Consider the following 20,585-nt stretch of genomic DNA (forward strand, 5'->3'; position numbering starts at 1 on the left):
ACCATACCCGCGACGCGAGGAGGCAGGCATGACCACGCAGCAGCCAGAGGAGCCCTCGGTGATGGACCAGGCCCAGGACGGTGACGCCGGCCAGGTGTCGCGCTCCGGGCTCTATCCCACCAAGGACGACCAGGACGACAACCAGCAGGCCTCGTCGGGCGGGGACGACCCCGAGCTCGCCGGCGCCGACCTCGACGAGGACCAGTCCGAGGGCCGCGGCCCCACGATCGAGCCCGGGGCATGACCGCCGGCACCGCCAGCCGCACGACCGGGAGCGCCGGGAGCGCCGGGAGCACCGACGACGCAGCCGCGACCCAGCAGCGCCCGGCACTCGCTCGTCTCGTCGGTGACGTCGAGACCTTCGCCGCCGAGGTGTGGAGCCGCCGTCCGCTGCTGCGCACCGGCGCCGAGGCCCTGGCCGAGGACGGGCGTGACTTCACCGACCTGTTCGGTCCCGACGCGGTGGACGAGATGGTGTCCCGCCGGGGCCTGCGGGCGCCCTTCCTGCGGCTGGCCAAGGACGGGTCCCCGCTGCCCGACAGCCTGTTCACCACCGCCGGCGGCGTGGGGGCGAGCGTCCGCGACCAGGTCGGCGACGACCAGCTGCACCGCGAGTTCGCCGGTGGGGCCACGATCGTCGCCCAGGGCCTGCACCGCACCTGGCCGGCGCTGGTCGACCTGGGCCAGCAGCTGGCGGTCGACCTCGGCCACCCGGTGCAGATCAACGCCTACATCACGCCGCCGCAGAGCCAGGGCTTCGCCGACCACTACGACGTGCACGACGTCTTCGTCGTGCAGACGAGCGGCCGCAAGCGCTGGGTGCTCCACGCGCCCGTGCTGGAGGCGCCCCTGCGGCACCACCCCTGGGCGGAGCGCCGCAGCCAGGTCGAGGAGGCGGCCCGCACCGAGCCCGTCCTCGACGTGACGCTCGAGCCCGGCGACGTGCTCTACCTCCCGCGGGGGACGATCCACGCGGCCTCGACCTTCGGCGAGATCTCGTCGCACGTCACCATCGGGGTCCACACCTGGACGCCGTATGCCGCCGCCGAGGTCATCGGGGAGCTCGCCCTCGACCGCGCGGCCTCCGACCCCGACGTCCGCCGGTCGTTGGACCTGGGGGTCGACATCTCGACGGACACGAGCGGGTTCGCGGTGGCTCGGGCGGCGCTGGTGCGCGCGATCGAGGAGCTCGACGACGCCTCCATCTCGCGGGCCCTGACCCGCCGTGACGAGGCCGGACGGCGGCTGTCGCCGATCTCGCCGATCGCCCAGGTCCAGGCGGTGCTCGACCTCGGCGACGCCACCCGGCTGCGGCTGCGCCCGCACCTGCGGATCACGGTCTCGCCGGTCCCGGCCGACGACGAGCAGCTCATGCTGGACAGCCGCCTCGGGCTGCAGCGGATCCCCGCGGCCGGTCGGCCGGCTCTCGACATACTCCTCGACGGTGGTGAGACCACCGCCGCCGAGCTGGGGCAGGAGGCCGCGCGGACCCTGCTGCGCGCCGGGGTCCTCGTCCCCGCCTGACCCGCCCTCCTCCCCCGCACGATGCCGAGATCGTGAGGGTTTGGTCCAACATCCTTGGACCAGACCCTCACGATCTTTGTCGAGGGGAGGGGAGTTCGCCTCGTGCGAGCCTCAGTAGAGGCGGCGGTCGTCCGGGCCGTGCACGCGATACCAGCGGTAGCCGTAGCCGTCGAGCACGACCTCGATCCGGCCCTCGTCGTCGAGCCGGCACTCCTCACCGGTGAACACGTCGACCAGCACCGTGCCCGGCTCCTCGTCGAGGGAGAACGCCACCGTGACCCCGTCCGGCGAGAAGTTGTGCAGGGTGATGACGCTGTTCTCCTCGTGCCGGCAGCGCAGCGCGAGCACCGCCGTGTGCGGCTGCTCGATCACCTCGTGGTGACCCCACCCCAGCTCCGGGTGCTGCCGGTAGCGGAAGATCAGGTCGCGCACGAAGGCGTACTGCGAGTCGGGGTCGCTGCGCTGGTCGGCCACGTTGACGTGCTCGGGCGAGTAGCCGTCGGACGGCAGCGGCGCCACGAGCTTGCGGACGCCGGCCGTGCTGAAGCCGGCGCTCGACTCGGGGGTCCACTGCATGGGGGTGCGCACCGCCATACGGCCCTCCTCGGAGAGCACCTCGCCCATCCCGATCTCCTCGCCGTAGAACAGGGAGGGGGTCCCCGGGAGGGAGAACAGCAGCGAGTAGGCCATCCGGATCCGGCGGGGGTCGCCGCCCATCATCGAGGGCAGGCGACGCTTGAGCCCGCGGCCGTAGACCTGCATCTCCGGCTCCGGGCCGAAGGCGTCGAAGACCTCCTGGCGCTCCTTGTCGGTCAGCTTGTCCAGGGTGAGCTCGTCGTGGTTGCGCAGGAAGTTGGCCCACTGGGTGCCGTGGGACAGCTGCGGGCGCTGCCCGAGCGCCTTGACCAGCGGGGCCGGGTCCTGCCGCGCTAGCGACAGGTAGGCCGCCTGCATCCCGATGAAGTCGAACTGCATCGTGAGGCCGTCACCGTGCTCCTCGCCGAAGAAGGTGTACTGGTCCTTGTAGGGGATGTTGACCTCGCCGAGGATGATCCCGTCACCGGTGCGGCGGCCGACCATGGCGCGGATGTCGCGCAGGAAGTCGTGCGGGTCGCCGAAGGCCTCGATCTCCTCGGGCGTGTTGCCCTCGGTGGAGAAGATGAAGGGCACGGCGTCGATCCGGAAGCCGTCGACGCCGAGCTGAGCCCAGAACCCGATGATCTTGAAGATCTCGTCGCGCACCTTGGGGTTGGCGATGTTGAGGTCCGGCTGGTGCTTGTAGAAGTTGTGGAGGTACCACTCCCCCGTCTTGTCGTCCTTCTCCCAGATGGAGACCTCCTGGTCGGGAAAGACGACCTTGTCGGAGGTGTCCGGCGGGGTGTCCGAGCGCCAGACGTACCAGTCGCGGTAGGGGTTGTCGGTGCTCTTGCGGCTCTGCTTGAACCACGGGTGCTGGTCGGAGGTGTGGTTGATGACGAGGTCGATGATCACCCGCATCCCCCGGTCGTGGGCGGTGCGGGTGACCTCGACGAAGTCACCCAGGTTCCCGAGGCGCGGGTCGACGTTGTAGAAGTCGGTGATGTCGTAGCCGTCGTCGAGGTCGGGGCTGGGGAAGTAGGGCATGAGCCACAGGCAGGTCACCCCGAGCTCGGCCAGGTAGTCGATGCGTCCGGCGAGGCCGGCGAAGTCGCCGATCCCGTCGCCGTTGCCGTCGTTGTAGGTCTCGACGTCGAGGCTGTAGATGACGGCGTTCTTCCACCACAGGTCGCCGGTCTCGGTGATGCGCATGGGTTCTCCTCGGGTGCTCGGTCGGGGGCCGGGGATGCGTATGCCGCGCGCCCGCCGCGTGCCGGGGCGGGGCGATGGGCGCGGCTCAGCCGCGCAGCTGGGGCACCACGTGCTCGGCGAAGGTCTCGATGAACTGCGCCTGGGACTGGCCGACGTGGTGCAGGTAGACCTCGTCGAAGCCCAGGTCCACCATCTCCTTGACCTGGGCGGCGATGGCCTGGTGGTCGGAGCTGACGATGACCGACTGGGCGATCTGCTCGTCGGAGACGTTCTGGCTGACGACGTCGAGCTGGCTCGTGGTCAGGTCCCAGCACACCGGCGGCGGGAACACGTTGGTGCTCCACTGGTCCCGGGCGATCTCCCAGGCCTCGTCCTCGGTGGGGGCCCACGAGACGTGCACCTGCAGGGTGAGGGTGCCGGCTCCGCCGGCCTCGCGGTATGCCGCGACCAGCCCCTTGAGCGTGTCCAGGGGCTGGTTGATGGTGGCCACCCCGTCCGCCCAGGCCGCTCCCTGGCGGGCGGTCTCGACGGAGACCGCAGGCTGGATGAGCTCTGGCAGCTTCTCCGGCAGCGTCCAGAGCCGGGCCTCGTTGACCGTGACGTGCCCCTTGTGCGTGACGGTCTCGCCGCGGTGCAGGCGACGGATGATGTCAGCGCACTCCAGCAGACGCTCCTGCCGCTCCGCCTTGGGCGGCCAGGCCTCTCCGGTGATGAACTCGTTGGAGTACTCCCCCGTGCCGAGCGCCACCCAGAAGCGCCCGGGGAACATCTGGGCCAGGGTGGCTGAGGCCTGGGCGATGATCGCGGGGTGGTAGCGGTAGCCCGGCGCGTTGACGCAGCCGAGGCGCAGGTCGGTGCTCGCGAGGACGGCGCCGAGCCAGGACCAGGCGAAGCCCGACTGGCCCTGCCTCGAGCCCCACGGCGCCCAGTGGTCCGAGCACATGGCGGCGTCCCAGCCGGCCTGCTCCGCCAGCTGCACGTCGGCGAGCAGCTGGCGGGGAGAGATCTGTTCGTGCGAGCAGTGGAATCCAACGACGGTCATCCCTGGCACCTACCCGGCCCGTCGCGCTGGGAACCTCGCCCGATCAGCGGTTGCGGCGCGCGGAGCGGGCCGTCGAACGGCCGCCGACGGCGGTCCGCCTGACGTTGATGGCGTTGAGGGCGCCGACGGCCGCGTCCGGGCGGTGGCGCGCGGTAGTAGTTGTTCAGGTTCCTCCCCTTTGGTCATCACTTACAGTAGTTTTCGACTACCCCTAGTGATCATCCTGTCAGGAGCACAGATGCCCACCACGCCCCCACTCACCCCACGCACCCCACGCACCCCACGCACCCCACGCACCCCACGCACCCCACGTGAGACTCGCAGGCTCGCCACGGGAGCCATGGCCCTGGCTCTCGGCCTCACCTCTCTGACCGCGTCAGCAGCGACCGCCGCCCCCGCGTCCCTCTCCGCGCAGGACACGCACGGCCGCAACCAGGTCGCCACCCGCGACCTGCGTGCGGGCCACCAGGGCTCAGGCGTGCCAGGCCGTCCCGCGGCCGGTCGCAGCACGGCACTCTCCGCGACCACGACCAGTGCGCCCTCGGGGGCCTCGGCCACCCGACACCCCAGGAGCAGGAGCACGAGCACGCGGTTGCAGACGTCGGCCGCCGCGCCCAAGGTCGCCGCCGCCCACCCGGGCTGCTCGGACGTGAACCTCTCGGCGAACCAGTTGCGCGACCGGACCTGGCTGGTGTGGAGCGCGCCGGCCGGCGCGACGGGGACCGCGACCGTCTCGCGGCTGCGCGACGGCAGCAGCACCTGGCAGACGGTCGGCTCGGCGGCGGTCACGGCTGGGGCCCTGCTCGACGACAACCAGTCTCCGGCAGGACCCGCGAGCTATCGGATCTCGCTGCCGGTCGACGGCTCGAGGATCACCTGCGCCATGACCGGCCCCGACGGCGGCGCGGTGACGGGACTGACGATGTTCCCCGGCGCCGGCGCGGGCACGCCGGACTTTGCGTCCGCCACGTCCGCGACCGCCAGCCTGCAGGCGCAGAACGACGCCTCGCTGGCAACCCCCCTGAACCCCTCGTCCGCGCCGTCGAGCACGGTCAGCCCCGCGTTCAGCGCGGACGGCCAGTGGGTGGCCTACGGTCGCTGGTCCTCGGACACCGAGGCTGACCTCATGGTCCAGCGGGCGGACGGCCGCGGAACGGCCAGCGTCATCCGCGCCGGGGCCGGCGACCCCGGCGCCCCGATCAACCTGGAGCCGAGCTACTCCCCCGACGGTCGGTACCTCGCGTGGGCTCGCTACCGTCTCTCGGCGACCGGCTCGTTCGTGCCCGTCGACCTCCAGGTCCGCGACCTGCACACCGGCTCGACCCGCACCCTGGCCCAGCCCTACGGCACGCCGGTGTGGGACCGCGACAGTCGCAGCATCGTCGCGGTGAGCTACGCGAGTGCCACGGCGCCGATGGTGCGGGTCGACTCGGCGTCCGGGGCCGTCTCGGTCCTGGCGGGGACCGACGGGGGCTACGACCCGACGATCACCCGGACGGGCACGCTGGCCTTCGCGACCTACGACCAGGCGACGAACACCTCGCGTCTCAAGGTGCGCTCGAGCACCTCGGCCACGGCGACCACGTCCGTGCGCTTCACCGCACCGGCGGGGGCGGCCCTGGCCAATCCCCGGCTGACCCGGGACGGAGCAAGCACCTACTTCCGGATGGACCTGGACCCCGACCAGACGGGCGGGAGCGGCGACGAGACGACGGGCGTCTACCTCCTCGTCGCGGGCAGCCAGGCGCCCCAGATCACCGCCGTGGGGGCCACGGCGGCCGACCCGACCGCCGTGGCCTCGAGCTTCGACCTGCGCCAGGCCTCCGGCAAGGGGACGTCGGACCTCGACGGGGACGGGGCCGACGACCTAATCGGCAAGGACTCCGCCGGCGCCCTCTGGCTCTACGGCAACACCGGCCGCGACGGGGCTCCCCTCGCCACCCGTACCCAGATCGGCGCGGGGTGGAACATCTACAACACGATCATGGCCGCCGGGGACTGGAACGACGACGGCATCGGTGACCTGCTGGCTCGTGACGCCAACGGTGGACTGTGGTTCTACGCCGGCAACGGCCGGGGCGGGGTCGGTCCGCGGGTCTACGCGGGGGGCGGGTGGGGCTCCTACGTCCCGCTCGCCGCTGGCGACTGGGACCGTGATGGCGACGCGGACCTGCTGGCCCGGGACTCGGCGGGGGTGCTCTACCTCTACCGGGGGATGGGCCGGGCCACGGGCGCGGGTGCCTTCTTCTGGCCTCGGGTGCGGATGGGATCCGGCTGGCTGGGGTTCAACGCCCTCGTCGCCGTGGGCGACGCGGACTACGACAACAGACCTGACCTGCTGGGCCGACTGACGAGCGGCGGATCCCTGCGGCTCTACTCGGGCCCCGGCGCCGCGGCGAACGTCCGGCCCGGCCGGGCCCTGCCCAGCACCGGGTCGACGAGCTTCGCGGGATACCAGCAGTTCGTCGGACCGGAGCGCTACTCGTCCTACGCCACGAGCCTGCTGCTGCTCGATGGCGCGGGGACCTTGTCCGACGTGCTCTTCACCGGTGACGGCGACCTGGCCTGGCCCTACAGCCAGGTCAAGGTGGCTGGCGGCGCGTTGACCTACCGCTGGACGTCCTAGCCCGACCTGAACCAGGGGCCTGACCTGAAGCCGGGGGTGCGCTGGCGACCGCACCCCCGGCTTCGGCCCGGCTCGCGCTCAGGCGAAGAAGGCCAGGACGGCCTCGACGACCCGCTCCTGGTTGGCCTCGGTCAGGTCGGTGGAGCAGGGCAGGGACACGCCGCGGGCGAACAGGTCGTCGCCGACGTCCCCACCGAGCACCGTGGAGCCGGCGAACGGCGGTTGCGCGTGCAGCGGCCGCCACAGCGCCCGGCCCTGGACCTGGTGCGACTTCAGGTGCGCGATGAACGCGTCCCGGCCGCCCTTGTCCTCGGGCACGAGGACGGAGTAGAGCCAGTCGTTGGACTCGGTCCCCTCGATCCGCGGGGGAAGCGTGAGCGGCAGCTCGGCGAAGGCCTCGTCGTAGCGCCTCGCGATGCGGTGCTTGGCCTCGAGGAAGCCCGGCAGCCGCTCCAGCTGAGCGAGCCCGAGGCCGGCGGCGATGTTGGTGAGGCGGTAGTTGTAGCCGACCTCGTCGTGCAGGTAGCCGATGTCGGGCACCTTGGCCTGGGTGGTGAGGTGCTTGGCCCGTCGGGCCAGGGCCTCGTCGTCGGTCACCAGCATGCCCCCGCCACCGGTGGTGGCGACCTTGTTGCCGTTGAACGAGTAGCACCCGATGCGGCCGACGGTGCCCGTATGACGTCCCGCCAGCTCCCCGGTCGTCCAGGTCGCGCCGAGCGACTCGGCGGCGTCCTCGAGCACGGCCACGCCGAACCGCTCGCAGATCTCGACGAGCCGGCCCATGTCGGCCGGCTGACCGAGCACGTGAACCACCTCGAGGACCTTGGGCAGGGGCTCGCCCGCGTCGACGCGCCGTTGCAGCTCGCCCTCGACCAGGTCGGGGTCGAGGTCCCAGGACGCGTCGCTGTCCACGAGGACGGCGCGGGCGCCGAGGTAGGCGATCGGGTTGATGGACCCGACGAAGGTGAAGTCGCTGACCATCACCTCGTCGTCGCGCTCGACGCCGAGCAGGATCAGCGCGACGTGCAGGGCGGCCGTGCCCGAGGAGGTCGCGACGGCGTAGCCGGCGCCGACATACTCAGCGAACCGCTCCTCGAACTCGGACACGAAGGGCCCGACGGAGGACACGAACCCGGACTCGACGGCCTCCAGCACGTAGCGCCGCTCGAGCTCGCCGATGTTGGGGACGGACAGCGGCACGAAGCCCTGCTCGTGGGCACCGGGCGCGTTCGCCTCGCCGCCCACGCTGTGGCGGGCGCTCGTCGCGGCGCCGGTGCCCGGGGTGCCGTCGTCGGGGGTGCCGGAGGCGGTCTCGGCGTCGCTCATCGGTGGTACCTCGCGGCCTTGTCGGCGTCGACGCGCGGGCGCAGCCACTCGGCCACCTGGGCCAGGCCGTCCTCGAGCGAGACCGTGGGCTCCCAGCCCAGCAGCTCCTTGGCCTTGCGGGGCTCGGAGAGCAGGATCTCGACCTCGGACCCGGCGGGACGGATGCGCTCCTCGTCGGTGACGATGCGGGCGGACGAGCCGGTGACCTGCTTGCAGATCTCGACGATCTCGCCGATGGAGTCCGTGCGGCCGGTGCCGAGCTGGATGACCTCGCCCGGCGGGACGTCCGTCAGCGCGGCGCGCACGAAGCCGTCCGCGGTGTCGGTGGCGAAGGTGAAGTCGCGCTTGGGCGAGACCGCCCCGAGGCGGATCTCCTCGGCACCCACGAGCATCTGCGACAGGACCGTCGGGATGACGGCGCGGGTCGACTGGCGCGGCCCGTAGGTGTTGAACGGCCGCAGGATCGTCACCGGCGTCTCGAAGGACAGCGCGTAGGACTCGCACATCTTGTCCGCGCTGATCTTGGTGGCGGAGTAGGGCGACTGGCCGCGCAGCTCGTGGGTCTCGGTGATCGGCACCTCCTTGGGGGTGCCGTAGACCTCGGAGGTGGAGGTGTTGACCAGGCGCGGCGTCCCGTGCCGGCGGACCGCCTCGAGGACGTTGAGCGTGCCGATCACGTTGGTCTCGACGTAGGAGCGGGGCGCGACGTAGGAGAAGGGGATGGCGATGAGGGCCGCCAGGTGCAGGACGACGTCCATGCCCTCGACCGAGGCCATCACGTGCTCGGGGTCACGGATGTCGCCGAGCACGACCTCGGCCTGCCCGTCCTTGAGCGCCTGCTGGAAGCTCGGCGACTCGTCGAGCCAGCCCAGGGACCCGTTGGAGTTGTAGAGGCAGAAGGCCGAGACCTGCGCCCCGTCGGCGACGAGCCGCTCGACGAGGTGCGAGCCGATGAACCCGTCCGAGCCGGTCACGAGGACCCGCTTGCCCTTGAGAGTGGCTCCGGAGGACGAGTCCTGCTGCGGTGCGGTCATGTTCACGCCTGTCCTTTCGCGCGGGCAAGGTCCTTGGGGGTGCCCACATCGATCCAATCCGATGACATCGTCCACGTGGCGACCCGATCACCACGGTCCAGCAACTGTTGCACGAGCTCCGGCATGGTGCTGGGTCGCCCGTCCGGGAGGAGCTCGAGGGCGTCGGCGTCGACGGCATACACGGCCGTGTTGATGTCGACGCTGATCGTCGGCTTCTCGCTGATCCCCGTCACGAAGCCCGCGTCGTCGCAGTCCACGACGCCGAAGGGGATCTCGTGCTGGTAGCTGCGGGTCGCCATGGTCAGCCGGGCCCCGCTGCGCTCGTGCCGGTCGAGGAGCTCCTGGGCACCGAACTGCACCATGAGGTCACCGTTCATCACGAGGACGGGGTCGTGCAGGTCCGGGCGCCGGTCGCGCAGGAGCGTCAGCGAGCCGGCGGTCCCGAGCGGGTTGTCGGGCTCCTCGCGCAGGTAGTGCACCTGGCACCCGAGCCGGGACCCGTCCCCCAGGTGCTCCTCGATCTGCTCCGCGAGGTAGTTGACGCTGACGTAGATCTCGCGGATGCCGTCGCCCACGAGGTTGAGGATGATCCACTCGAGGATGGTGCGCCCGGCGACGGTCATCAGCGGCTTGGGTCGGTCCCTGGTGAGCTCGCCGAGCCGGGTCCCCTTGCCACCGGCCATGATCACGGCGACGTTGGGCAGCGGCTCGCTGCCGACCACGTCGAAGAGCGTGTGCAGCCCGACGAGCCGGCCACCCTCGTCGACCTCGGGGACCACGGTGAGGTGCCGTGCGCGCAGCAGATCGAGGACCAGGGCGCGAGGCGATCCGGCGCTGACCGTGGACGGGGTCTTGGTGGCGAAGGGAAGGGCGGGGTCGTCGAGGTCTGCTCCGGCGAGAACGGCACGACGGACGTCACCATCGGTGAGCAGCCCGGCGAGGACGCCGTCCGCAGAGGTGATCAGGGCGACGGTGGTGGCGGCGTCGTCGATGACCTGGAGGGCGTCACGGATCGTCCCCGTCTCGGAGATGCAGGTGCGATGCAGGTCGCGCGCAGTCATCGGGCGGCTCCTTCGATCTCGGCGAACGGCTTGACGCGGTCGGCTCCCGCCGCGCGACGGACGACCTGGACGACACGGCGGGCCGCGTCCCCCTGACCATAGGGGTTGACCGACGCGGCAGCCGTCGCCCTCCCCTCGGGCGACAGGGCACGCTCGATGGCGTCACGCACGGTGACGTATCCCTCGTCGGCGTGGATGACGTTGTCCCCCCGCAGACGTCCCCGCTGCCGCTCGCCGACGTCCACCGCGGGGACGTGGGCGCTGGCGGCCTCGATGATGCCGGACGAGGAGTTGCCGACGACGACGTCGACGGCGTGCAGCGCCCGGGGGTAGCGACTGCCCAGGGACGCGACGACCACCAGGCGAGGCTGGTCGAGCGCCGCCCGCTCGAGGACGGCGAGGATCTCCTCACGACCCGGGTCCAGCCCGGGGTGGGTGGCCAGGACGGTGCCGCAGGTGTCCAGGGTCGCCTGCAGGGCCTCGGCCGCCCACTCCCCCACGGGCAGGTCGCCCTCGGCGGTGGGCGGGTGGTAGGTGAACATGGCCAGCGGTCGCAGCACGGGCACACCCAGCAGGTCGGCCAGCTCCGCGTCCGTCAGCGCGGTGGACGAGGCGAGCCGGTCGAGGCCAGGGGCACCGGTGACGTGCACGCGCCCGGCAGGCTCCCCCATCTGGCGCACCCGACGGGCGGCGTCGGACGACGCGACGCAGTGCTGGTCGGCGAGCTTGGTCACGGCGTGGCGGACCCGCTCGTCGACGGCCCCCTCGGTCACCTCGCCACCGTGCAGGTGCACGACCGGTATGCCGAGCAGGAAGGCCGCCGGCACGACGTGGAGGAGCTCCCAGCGGTCGCCGAGGACCACGAGGGTGTCGGGGCGCAGCGCGGGCAGCAGGCGCCCCGCGCCCTCCGCGAGGTGGGCGCCGTGCCGGACCACGGCCGCCGGGTCGAGGTGCTCGACCGGCGGGCACAGGGCGTGGAGGCGCCCGTCGACCACGGCGTGCGGGGCGACGTCACGCAGCGCGGACGCCAGGGAGTCCACGTCGTAGGCCACGCCGGTGAGCAGGTGCAGCTCGACGTCCTGGTCGTCGGCCAGGGCGGTGATGACGGGCGAGAGCGGGCCCAGGTCGGCGCGGGTGCCGACGAAGACCGCCACCCTCTGGGGGGCCTGCGTCATCGGGCCGCCCCAGCGGCGGGTGCGTCCGGGGCGAGGTCCGCGTCGACGATCTGGGCGCCTGCAGCCACGTCGCGGGCCAGCACGCGCCCGCGGATGTCCACGGCCGGGCTGATGCCGCCCTCGGGTCGGAGCAGGGACAGGTCGGTGCCCTCCAGCGTCGAGCCCGCGCGCAGGCCGTGCGCGGCGTGCCAGCTGCGGCGCACCAGCACCGCGTTGTCCTGCTCGGAGGGCTGGCGCACCTTGACCCCGTCGCCGAGACCGACCGCGAGGGCCTTGGTGGACCTGACGTAGTCCGCGAGCTCGGCGGGCTCGAGGCTGGCCATGTGGTCGGGTCCGGGCATCGTGCGGTCGAGCGTGAAGTGCTTCTCGAGGACGGGGGCGCCGAGGGCCACCGCCCCGAGCGCCGTCTGCAGACCGGGCGTGTGGTCGGACCAGCCGACGGGGACGCCGTGCCCGGCCTCCATGGCGGGGATCGCGCGCAGGTTGCACTCCTCGATGGGCGCGGGATAGGCCGACACGCAGTGGAACAGCACCAGACCGGGGGCCTCGGCGCAGGCGTCGACGGCCGCGGCGACCTCGTCGGAGGTGCCCATGCCGGTCGAGACGAGCATGGTCACGCCGAGGCGGGCGAGCTCGCGCAGGTAGGGCAGGTTGGTGAGCTCGCCGCTGGAGACCTTCATCGCCGGCAGGCCCAGCTCGGCGAGCGCGTGGGCGCTGTCGAGGTCGAACGGGGTGGACAGGAACTCGAGCCCGCGCTCGTGGGTGTGGGCCTGGAGCTCGGCCCACGCCGTCATCGGCAGCGTGAGCGCCTCCAGCAGCGATCGCTGGTCCTGGGCACCGCCGCGGTCCCGCTGGTAGGGGGTGGTCGCGGCGACGCTCGACACCAGCTTGGCCGCGTCGAAGGTCTGGAACTTGACCGCGTCGGCACCCGCCTCGGCGGCGGTGTCGACCAGGCGGTGAGCGATGTCCAGGTCGCCGTTGTGGTTGACCCCGGCCTCGGCGATGACGTAGACGTCCCGCTCGGTCGGGATCGTCCTGTCCCCGATGCTCGCTGCTCGCACGCTCACTGCTGCTCCTCCGTCTGCTCGTCCTGCTCGTCGTCATGGTCGTCGATGCTGCGCGCCGGGACCCCGGCCACGCGGTGGCCGTCGGGCACGTCCCGTATGACGACCGCGCCCGCCGCCACCACGCATCCGGCCCCGACGCGGACCCCGGGCAGGACGCGGGCCCCGCTGCCCACGAGCGTCAGGTCTCCGACGCTCGCGCCCCCCAGCACCACGGCCCCCGGCGCCACGTGCACGCCGTCGCCCACCACGACGTCGTGCTCGACGACGGCGGCGGTATTGACGATCACCGCGCGGCCGAGCCGCGACTGCGGACCCACGTGGCCGTGCTCGAGCACCACCGTGCCCTCGCCGATCCGGCTGCTCCGCGCGATGGTGGCCGTCAGGGCCAGGACAGGCGGGCAGCTCACCGCCGCCATGGCGCGAGACGTGGCTCGGACCCGAGACCGGTTGGCGCCGAAGGCCCCGGCGACCCTGGCCCCGGTGCTCGCGGCGTAGGCCACCGCCTGGTCGTCGCCGTCGAGCTGGCGCACCTCGGGGCCCCATCCCTCACGCGCCTCGCCCGGGGCACCCGCGACGGCCGTCACGCGGTCACCGAGCCGGTCGAGGACATCGGCCACGCTGCGGGCGTGACCGCCGGCACCCAGCAGCACCCAGCAGGTCTGCGCGCGCTCGGGCCGGCTCACGCACCCTCCGAACGCGCGACGCGCTCGGCCGCCTCGGCGAAGGCACCTCCGACGGCGGCGATGTTGGCCGGCTCCAGGACCTCCGGAGCGCGCGGCGGGTCGAGCACCAGGCCCTTCCAGGAGTGCCTGACGTAGTCGTGGACGAACCAGTGGTCCACCGTCTCCCGGTCGGCCCGCAGCCCCTCCCAGCGACGCTCGGCGACGAACGCGGCGAGGTCCTCGGGGTCGGGGACGTGCGCGACGTTGGGCAGCCGGGACCACGGCATGGCCGCGCCGGTGACCACGGGGAGGCCGTTGAGGGAGTTCTCCAGGCCCACGGTGCCCGTCGCCGTCACGGTGAACACGGCGTCGCGCGCCATCGCGCGTGAGTCGGCGAAGGGATCGACCCGCGCGATGTTGGGGTGCGCGTCGAAGGGTGGCCAGAAGCTGGGGTCACGCCGCCACATGAAGTGGGCGTGCTCCTTGACGGCGAGGCCGATCCCGAGCGGGGCGAGCGCGTCCGCCAGGATGCGCGCGGTGTTGGTCTGGTCCCGCCACAGACGGCCGTGCACGTCGACGCTCGACTCGGGCTGCACGTGCAGCGGCATGAAGACATAGCGCTGTGGCAGGGGATCCCAGGCCCTCCCCTGGTAGCTGCGCAGGTTGACGCGCGACCGGATCGGGTTGAGCCAGGGCAGGCGCGGATAGTCCGACACCCTGGGCAGCTGCAGGTTGCTCCCCCGGTCCACCGCGAACTCCTTGACCCGGTCCTTGGCCAGTCGCCAGATCTCGGCGTTCGACTCGACCTTCGCGTTCTGCGCGAACCCGGTCGGCCGGTCCTGACGGTCGCGCCAGAGAGCCAGGAAGTCCTGCCCTGCCGCGACGGCGGCGGGGTCCTCACGCTCCCGCTCGAACAACGTCACGCCCACGGGGCACCCGACCAGACCGAACCGGTCTGCCGGGAGCCGGATGCTGCGCGGCCACACGGCCAGGCCGCCGTGGTGCGTGACGAGGCCCGCCGCCAGCAGCTCGGAGGTGACGGTGAACTCGGCGAGCGCCAGCATGGGTCCCCTTCCCGCGACCGCGGCCTCGATCTCCTCGGCGGCGAGGTTGAGGAAGTTCATCGCGGTGTCGACGCGGTTGCGGCGCAGAGCCCGCTCGGAGACCAGGAGGTCGTGGACGTCGAGGCCCACGCCGTCGAGCGCCCGGCGAAGGGCACCGTGAGGGGACAGGCCCGACACGACGTCGGCGCGCCGGGCCTCGCGGTACGGCAGCCGGACGACCGTCGCCCGTGGGGTGTGCCGCTTGACCCAGTCGAGGTTGGCGTCGGTCCGCAGGACCATCACGAGGTCCTTGGTCTCGAACCCTGCGTGGACCAGGGCCGGCACGAGCAGGTCGTCGTAGCCCAGACCCATGTGGACGAGGGGGGTGACCACGAAAGACCTCCAGATGGCGTTGCGTCGCGGGCGGTGCCCGGTGAGTCTATCGTCGGGACCAGGCACCGGATCGTGCAGCAACGCCGACGGCCACCAGGCCAGCGATCGCGATGAGCGCGCACGACCCGAGACGCGCCACGAGACCGGCGCCGTCGGTCCCCGCCTGGCTCCCGAGAGCCGTGAGCGCGGCCACCCCGGCGAGGACCCCGACCAGAGGCACGGTCGGCCACACCAGCCCGGCCGACCGCCAGGCCAGCACCAGCGAGGCGATCGCGAGCACCGCGTAGGCGAGCAGGCGGGCGAGGGCCAGCCCCGGCACGCCCCACGTCGCCAGCAGGGCCGTGCCGGCGACGGCGAGAACGACGAGGGCGACCAGCGCAGACCACAGGAGGCGTTCGGTGCGCCCCACGTCCACGAGCGTCAGGGCCGCCGCCTGGTAGAGCATGTAGCAGACGGCGACGGCGCACATCGGCCCCAGGGCCGCGACCATGGCCTGATGGTCGAACTCCGGCGGTGCGAGCACGGGGACGAGCCACGGGGACAGCAGGGACACGCCCGCGCCCCCCGCCCCGACGACGGCTGCGAGCGCCAGGCAGGTCGTGGCGGTGTACTGCCGACGCGTCCCCTCCGGGCGGGCGAAGACCATCGGGGACCAGGCGTTGTAGAACGCTGTGGCGAGCACGAAGGGCATGTTGCCGAGCGTCGTCAGCGCCGCGTTGTAGGTGCCAGCCGTGCCCGGAGGCCCGAGCAGCTGGGCGATCGCGACGTCCCCCATGAGGAGGCCCGCCATGGCCACCGACTGCGGCAGCAGAGGCAGCGCGTCCCGCAGGGCTGCCACCACCCTCGGCTCGCGTCGTGGTATCCGGGGTCGGGCGACGCGGAGCGCGGCCACCGAGCACAGGGCGAGCACCACGGCGTACGCCCCGAGGTAGGCGTCGGCGGTCGCGGACGGCCCCTGGCTCGTCACGAGGACGCCCGCTCCCTGGGCGCCGACGGTCGACAGGACGGCCAGGAGCACGAAGTCGAGCGGCCGCTGCCTGGCCCGGGCCACGGCCTGCCCGGCCGCCACGCAGGTCAGCCCGGCCGCTGACCAGGCGAGCGCCACCCACTGCCATGGCGACCCGCCGACGAGGGCGGCCACGACCAGGGCCAGCGCGGTCCCCGCGACCGCCAGCCCGGCGCCGGCGACGAACATCGCGCCGGCGAGGGAGCGCGCCACGGCGGGGCCGTCTCCCGGGCGGTGGTGCTCGCGCAGCACGAGCTGCGGGATCCCCGCTGCGGCAACGGTGTAGACGATCTGGACCAGGACCAGCCCGAAGGCGACGTCGGCGTAGCCGACCCGTCCGAGTGCTCGCGTCGCGAACGGCGCGACGGCGAGCATCCCCAGCCCCTGCAGGGCCGTGCCGACGAGGTAGAGCAGGCCGGCCGTCGTGGCGCGCCGCCCTGGAGCGGACTCGCCGGGAGGTTGCGAGGGGGGCGTGGCCGGGTCTGACACAGTAGGCAAACCTACCGGTCCCCTCGACAAGAATGGTGCACATGCAAGCCGTCGTCCGTGGTGCCGGATCGATCGGGTCCAGACATCTCCGGGTCCTTGCCAGGCTCGGTCTGCAGAGCGCGTCCTGGCCGGTGCGGGAGCGGCCCGACGCCGACGACCGGACCGTCCTGACCGACCGCACCGGAGCAGCAGCCTGCGCCGGGGCCACGGTCGTCGTCGTGGCGACCGACACCTCCAGGCACGTGCAGGACGCCCTGGCGGCGCTCGAGGCCGGCGCCCGTCACGTCCTCGTGGAGAAGCCGCTGGCCGTCGACGGCGCCCAGGCCGAGGCGCTGGCCCACCACCCCCGCCGGGCGGCGGTCACCGTCGCCGCTCCCCTGCGCGGTCACCGGGCGTGGCTGGACGTCGTCGAGCTGGCTGCCGCCATCGGCGGGCCACGGACCGTCGATGTCGTCTGCCAGTCCTGGCTCCCCGACTGGCGGCCCGGCCGTGACTACCGCGAGAGCTACTCCGCGCGGCCGGAGGAAGGAGGGGTCTTGCGCGACATGGTGCACGAGCTCGACTATGCCATCGCCCTCACCGGCCGCCCGCGCCTCCTCTGGTCGCGGCTGCAGCACGAGGGCCCGCTGCAGATGGCGGCCGAGCAGTCGGCGTCCCTGGCCTGGATGGGCGAGAGGGGGGACCAGGTCAGGGCCCACCTCGACTACGTCACCCGACCCACCCGACGCGCGCTCGCCGTCACCGGACCTGACGGCGTGCTCGAGTGGGACCTCACGCGCCACCTCGTCACGCTCCGTCATCCGGACGGGCAGGTGACGGAGCGCGCCCACCCGGAAGATGCCGACCGTGACGCGGTCATGGCTCGACAGCTGACCGCGCTCCTCGACGGGACGCCCTCCCCGGCCTCCCCGACCCCCCTCGACCGGGCACTCGACGTCCTGCGGCTCTGCGACGACGCGCGGGCCCTGTCCACCGATCACCCCAGGAGGACCCCATGAGCAGCACCGAGGCACCACGAGTCCTCGCCGTCATCCCCGCGAGGGGCGGTTCGAAGGGCCTGCCCGGCAAGAACGTCCGCCCGCTCGTGGGCCTGCCCCTGATCGTCCACAGCATCAGGGCGGCAGGCCTCACTCCGGGGATCACCCGGTGCATCGTCACCACCGACGACCCTCAGATCGCGGACGTGGCCAGGGCCAACGGGGGTGACGTGCCATTCCTGCGCCCTCCCGAGCTCGCCACCGACTGGACTCCCATGGGGCCCGTGATCAAGCACGCCCTGGCTGCAGTCGAGGAGTCCGAGGGCGCCGCCTACGACGCCCTCGTCCTGCTCGACCCCACCTCCCCGGCGCGTCGCCCCGAGCAGCTCGACGAGGCCGTCCGGCGACTGCTCGCGGACGACGCCCTGGACGGCGTGATCTCGGTGTCCGAGCCGACGTTCCAGCCCACGTGGGTCGGGGTCCGCGAGACCACTCCCGGGGCAGCGGTCGAGCGCTACTACGCCGAGGGGCGCGGAGTGACGCGGCGCCAGGACACTCCGCGCTACCTGCGCATCAACGGCAACTTCTACGCGTGGCGAGCCGACTTCGTCCGGCGCCTCGAGGTGTCGTGGTTCGACGAGGGGCGTCACGGCATGCTGGAGATCCCCGAGAAGCAGGCCTTCTCCATCGACGACGAGTATGAGTTCCGGCTGATCGAGTCCCTGGTCACCTCGGGACTGCTCGAGCTGCCGTGGATCGAGGGGCAGGCGTGATGACCCCCACCCTGCGCGGGCGGACGTGCCTGGTGACCGGGGCCGCCGGCCCGCTCGGATCCGTGCTGGCCGACGCGCTCGCCACCGAGGGCGCGACCGTCATCGCCGTCGACCTGCACGCCCAGGGGGTGGCGGCCTCGACCGAGCAGCTCCCCACACCCTGCGACCAGACCCACCAGGCTCTCGCGGCGGACCTGCTCACCCGCGACGGCCTGGACGCCGCCGAGTCCGCCGCCCGGTCCGCGGGGTCCTTGGACGTCCTCGTCAACAACGCGGCCTTCACCGGCACGTCCGGGGTGCCGGGCTATGCCGTGCCCTTCGAGGAGCAGACGGACGACGCGTTCGAGCTGGCGCTCCGGCTCAACCTGACGGCTCCGTTCTCGCTCGCGCGCCGGCTCGCGCCGATGATGTGCGCGAGCGGTCACGGCAGCATCATCAACGTGTCCAGCATCTACGGTCTGGTCGGCCCCAACATGGGGCTGTACGCCGGCACGCGGATGGGCAACCCGGCCGCCTACGCCGTGAGCAAGGGCGGGGTCGCCCAGCTGACGCGCTACCTGGCCACCGTGCTCGCTCCCGACATCCGCGTCAACGCCTTCGCCCCCGGTGGCATAGCGCGGGGCCAGGACGACGCCTTCACGCGGCGCTACGAGTCGCTCACCCCGCTGGGGCGGATGGGCAGCGAGGACGACTTCCGTGGGGTCGTGACGTGGCTCGCCGGCGACGCCTCGGCCTACGTCACCGGGCAGGTCATCGCCGTGGACGGTGGGTGGACAGCCTGGTGAGGCACCGACCGTCCCGACCAGGGCGGTCAACTGGTCAGGTCATCGGGTCGGCGGTGCGGCCGCGCAGCCTGGCGCCCTTGGCGCGGGCCTCGTCGCGCAGGACTGACTGGAAGGCCACCATCGCCTCGCGCACCCGTGACGCCTCCTCACCGGCGCCGGAGCCGATGATGCGCGCGGCCAGCAGGCCCGCGTTGCGCGCGCCGCCGATCGACACGGTCGCGACCGGAACCCCGGCCGGCATCTGCACGATCGACAGCAGCGAGTCCATGCCGTCGAGATGCTTCAGCGGCACCGGGACCCCGATCACCGGCAGCGGCGTCACGGCCGCGAGCATCCCCGGCAGGTGCGCGGCGCCCCCGGCACCGGCGACGATCACCTGCAGCCCGCGCGAGGCGGCCTGCTCGCCGTACGCGATCATCTCGGTCGGCATGCGGTGGGCCGAGACGACGTCCGCCTCGTAGGTGATGCCGAGCTCGTCGAGGGCCAGCGCCGCCTGCTCCATGACCGGCCAGTCGGAGTCGGAGCCCATCACGAGCCCGACGGCCGGGCCCTGAGAGTCGTGGTCGGACGGTGTCATTCGGTGATCACTCCCTGGAGGTAGTCGCAGGCGTGACGCGCTCGCGCCCGCAGGTCGTCGAGGTCGTCCCCGCTCACGTCGACGTGCCCGATCTTGCGGCCGGGGCGCACGTCCTTGCCGTAGAGGTGGAACTTCATCGCGGGGTCGCGCGCCATGAGGTGCCGGTAGGTCGCGTAGAGCTCGGGGTAGTCGCCGCCGAGGACGTTGCCCATCACGGTCCAGCGCGCCCGCGAGCGGGTCGAGCCGAGCGGCAGGTCGAGGACCGCCCGCAGGTGCTGCTCGAACTGGCTCGTGACCGAGCCGTCGATGGTCCAGTGGCCCGAGTTGTGGGGGCGCATCGCCAGCTCGTTGACCAGGTATGCCGGACGGCCGTCGCCGTCACGCGTCTCGAACAGCTCCACCGCCATGACGCCGGTGACACCCAGCTCGCCGGCGATGCGCAGCGCGGACTCGCTCGCCCGCGAGGCCAGCTCGGGGTCGAGGTCCGGCGCGGGGGCCAGCACCTCGGTGCAGATCCCGTCGGTCTGCACGGTCTCGACGACCGGCCAGACGGCGGCCTGCCCGGACGGCGAGCGGGCGACGAGGACGGCCAGCTCGCGCGTGAACCCGACCATGGCCTCGGCGAGCAGCCCGTCGGCCATCGTGGTCCCGTGCTCGCCGACGGTCCCACCGGCACCGGCGGCCTCGACGGCGTCGAGCCAGTCGCCCGCCTCGTCGATGCCGGCGACCACGCGAACTCCCTTGCCGTCGTAGCCCCCTCGCGGCGTCTTGAGCACGAGCGGCCAGCCGACCCGTCGGCCGAAGGCCTCGAGGTCGGCGCGGCTCGTCACGTGCGCCCAGTCCGGGCAGGGGATGCCGAGGGCTGTGAGCCTGCGCCGCATGACCAGCTTGTCCTGGGCGTGCAGCAGGGCCTCCGGGGAAGGCTCGACCCGGACCCCGGCGTCCTGGACGGCGGCGATCACCTCCGGCGGCACGTGCTCGTGGTCGAAGGTCACGACGTCGCACTTCCGCGCGAAGGCGAGCACGTCCTCGATGCTGGTGTGGTCACCGACCGGCGACGAGGGCACGACCTGCGCGGCCGACGCGGTCTCCGACTCCGCCAGCACCGACAGCGTGACGCCGAGCCCGACGGCGGGAGGTGCCGTCATACGAGCCAGCTGCCCGCCACCGATGATGCCGACGACGGGGAAGCCTCCGGGGGCGCGCGCTGGGGTCAAGGTCACCGCCCCAGGATAGG

The 20,585-nt window shown here is 72.6% G+C and carries 18 protein-coding genes; 6 read left to right on the forward strand and 12 right to left on the reverse strand.

The window, feature by feature from the left end; all coding sequences use genetic code 11:
• The first annotated feature begins 28 nt into the window (after nt 1–28).
• Complete coding sequence (locus B4E97_RS05845; protein ID WP_029210705.1) at nt 29–244, forward strand: hypothetical protein; 216 nt, start codon at nt 29–31, stop codon at nt 242–244.
• On the forward strand, nt 241–1,524 hold the full coding sequence (locus tag B4E97_RS05850; RefSeq protein WP_286955706.1) for a cupin domain-containing protein: 1,284 nt from the start codon (nt 241–243) through the stop codon (nt 1,522–1,524). The genes B4E97_RS05845 and B4E97_RS05850 overlap by 4 nt, the downstream gene beginning before the upstream one ends.
• 111 nt (nt 1,525–1,635) lie before the next feature.
• Here the strand turns inward: B4E97_RS05850 and B4E97_RS05855 are convergent, their stop codons facing one another.
• Entirely contained in the window at nt 1,636–3,312 is a 1,677-nt protein-coding gene (locus B4E97_RS05855) for an alpha-amylase family protein (protein ID WP_286955705.1), read from the reverse strand.
• An 85-nt stretch (nt 3,313–3,397) separates the two neighbouring features.
• On the reverse strand, nt 3,398–4,354 hold the full coding sequence (locus tag B4E97_RS05860; RefSeq protein WP_286959040.1) for a TIGR03885 family FMN-dependent LLM class oxidoreductase: 957 nt from the start codon (nt 4,352–4,354) through the stop codon (nt 3,398–3,400).
• 340 nt (nt 4,355–4,694) lie between these two features.
• Between B4E97_RS05860 and B4E97_RS05865 the strand changes: the two genes are divergently transcribed.
• Nucleotides 4,695–6,980, forward strand: a complete 2,286-nt coding sequence (locus tag B4E97_RS05865) for an FG-GAP-like repeat-containing protein (RefSeq protein ID WP_286959041.1) — start codon at nt 4,695–4,697, stop codon at nt 6,978–6,980.
• A gap of 78 nt (nt 6,981–7,058) precedes the next feature.
• Here the strand turns inward: B4E97_RS05865 and B4E97_RS05870 are convergent, their stop codons facing one another.
• Genes B4E97_RS05870 through B4E97_RS05905 form a run of 8 tightly spaced genes read right to left on the reverse strand, consistent with a single transcriptional unit; the run spans nt 7,059 to nt 16,236 of the window.
• On the reverse strand, nt 7,059–8,306 hold the full coding sequence (locus B4E97_RS05870) for an aminotransferase class I/II-fold pyridoxal phosphate-dependent enzyme (protein ID WP_286959042.1): 1,248 nt from the start codon (nt 8,304–8,306) through the stop codon (nt 7,059–7,061).
• Nucleotides 8,303–9,340, reverse strand: coding sequence for a GDP-mannose 4,6-dehydratase (locus B4E97_RS05875; RefSeq protein WP_286959043.1), 1,038 nt, complete (start codon nt 9,338–9,340; stop codon nt 8,303–8,305). Before B4E97_RS05875 ends, B4E97_RS05870 begins: the two co-directional genes overlap by 4 nt.
• Before the next feature lie 2 nt (nt 9,341–9,342).
• Entirely contained in the window at nt 9,343–10,401 is a 1,059-nt protein-coding gene (locus B4E97_RS05880) for a nucleotidyltransferase family protein (RefSeq protein ID WP_239265635.1), read from the reverse strand.
• Nucleotides 10,398–11,576, reverse strand: coding sequence for a UDP-N-acetylglucosamine 2-epimerase (gene neuC / locus B4E97_RS05885; protein ID WP_239265633.1), 1,179 nt, complete (start codon nt 11,574–11,576; stop codon nt 10,398–10,400). The genes B4E97_RS05880 and neuC overlap by 4 nt, the downstream gene beginning before the upstream one ends.
• Nucleotides 11,573–12,643, reverse strand: a complete 1,071-nt coding sequence (locus B4E97_RS05890; protein WP_239265630.1) for an N-acetylneuraminate synthase family protein — start codon at nt 12,641–12,643, stop codon at nt 11,573–11,575. The genes neuC and B4E97_RS05890 overlap by 4 nt, the downstream gene beginning before the upstream one ends.
• The gene (locus B4E97_RS05895; protein WP_286959044.1) at nt 12,640–13,326 is read right to left on the reverse strand and encodes a NeuD/PglB/VioB family sugar acetyltransferase; all 687 of its coding nucleotides are present in this window, start codon (nt 13,324–13,326) and stop codon (nt 12,640–12,642) included. Before B4E97_RS05895 ends, B4E97_RS05890 begins: the two co-directional genes overlap by 4 nt.
• Nucleotides 13,323–14,741 carry a hypothetical protein gene (locus B4E97_RS05900; protein ID WP_286959045.1) on the reverse strand — a complete coding sequence of 473 codons (1,419 nt, stop codon included), beginning with the start codon at nt 14,739–14,741 and terminating at the stop codon, nt 13,323–13,325. Before B4E97_RS05900 ends, B4E97_RS05895 begins: the two co-directional genes overlap by 4 nt.
• A gap of 46 nt (nt 14,742–14,787) precedes the next feature.
• Entirely contained in the window at nt 14,788–16,236 is a 1,449-nt protein-coding gene (locus B4E97_RS05905) for a lipopolysaccharide biosynthesis protein (RefSeq protein ID WP_239265622.1), read from the reverse strand.
• Between the two features lie 41 nt (nt 16,237–16,277).
• Between B4E97_RS05905 and B4E97_RS05910 the strand changes: the two genes are divergently transcribed.
• From B4E97_RS05910 to B4E97_RS05920, 3 genes are read left to right on the forward strand one after another with little or no spacing between them, the layout of a single operon-like run.
• Nucleotides 16,278–17,234, forward strand: a complete 957-nt coding sequence (locus tag B4E97_RS05910) for a Gfo/Idh/MocA family oxidoreductase (RefSeq protein ID WP_239265620.1) — start codon at nt 16,278–16,280, stop codon at nt 17,232–17,234.
• A complete protein-coding gene (locus B4E97_RS05915; RefSeq protein ID WP_239265618.1) occupies nt 17,231–17,986 on the forward strand; it encodes a cytidylyltransferase domain-containing protein in 756 nt (251 codons plus the stop codon). Before B4E97_RS05910 ends, B4E97_RS05915 begins: the two co-directional genes overlap by 4 nt.
• Complete coding sequence (locus B4E97_RS05920) at nt 17,986–18,771, forward strand: SDR family oxidoreductase (protein WP_239265645.1); 786 nt, start codon at nt 17,986–17,988, stop codon at nt 18,769–18,771. Before B4E97_RS05915 ends, B4E97_RS05920 begins: the two co-directional genes overlap by 1 nt.
• Before the next feature lie 34 nt (nt 18,772–18,805).
• Here B4E97_RS05920 and purE read toward each other — a convergent pair whose 3' ends face one another.
• Complete coding sequence (gene purE / locus B4E97_RS05925; RefSeq protein ID WP_239265616.1) at nt 18,806–19,348, reverse strand: 5-(carboxyamino)imidazole ribonucleotide mutase; 543 nt, start codon at nt 19,346–19,348, stop codon at nt 18,806–18,808.
• A complete protein-coding gene (locus B4E97_RS05930) occupies nt 19,345–20,571 on the reverse strand; it encodes a 5-(carboxyamino)imidazole ribonucleotide synthase (protein ID WP_239265614.1) in 1,227 nt (408 codons plus the stop codon). The genes purE and B4E97_RS05930 overlap by 4 nt, the downstream gene beginning before the upstream one ends.
• Nucleotides 20,572–20,585 lie beyond the last annotated feature (14 nt).

Source organism: Arsenicicoccus sp. UBA7492 (assembly GCF_002479615.1).
Classification (GTDB): Bacteria; Actinomycetota; Actinomycetes; order Actinomycetales; family Dermatophilaceae; genus Arsenicicoccus; species Arsenicicoccus bolidensis.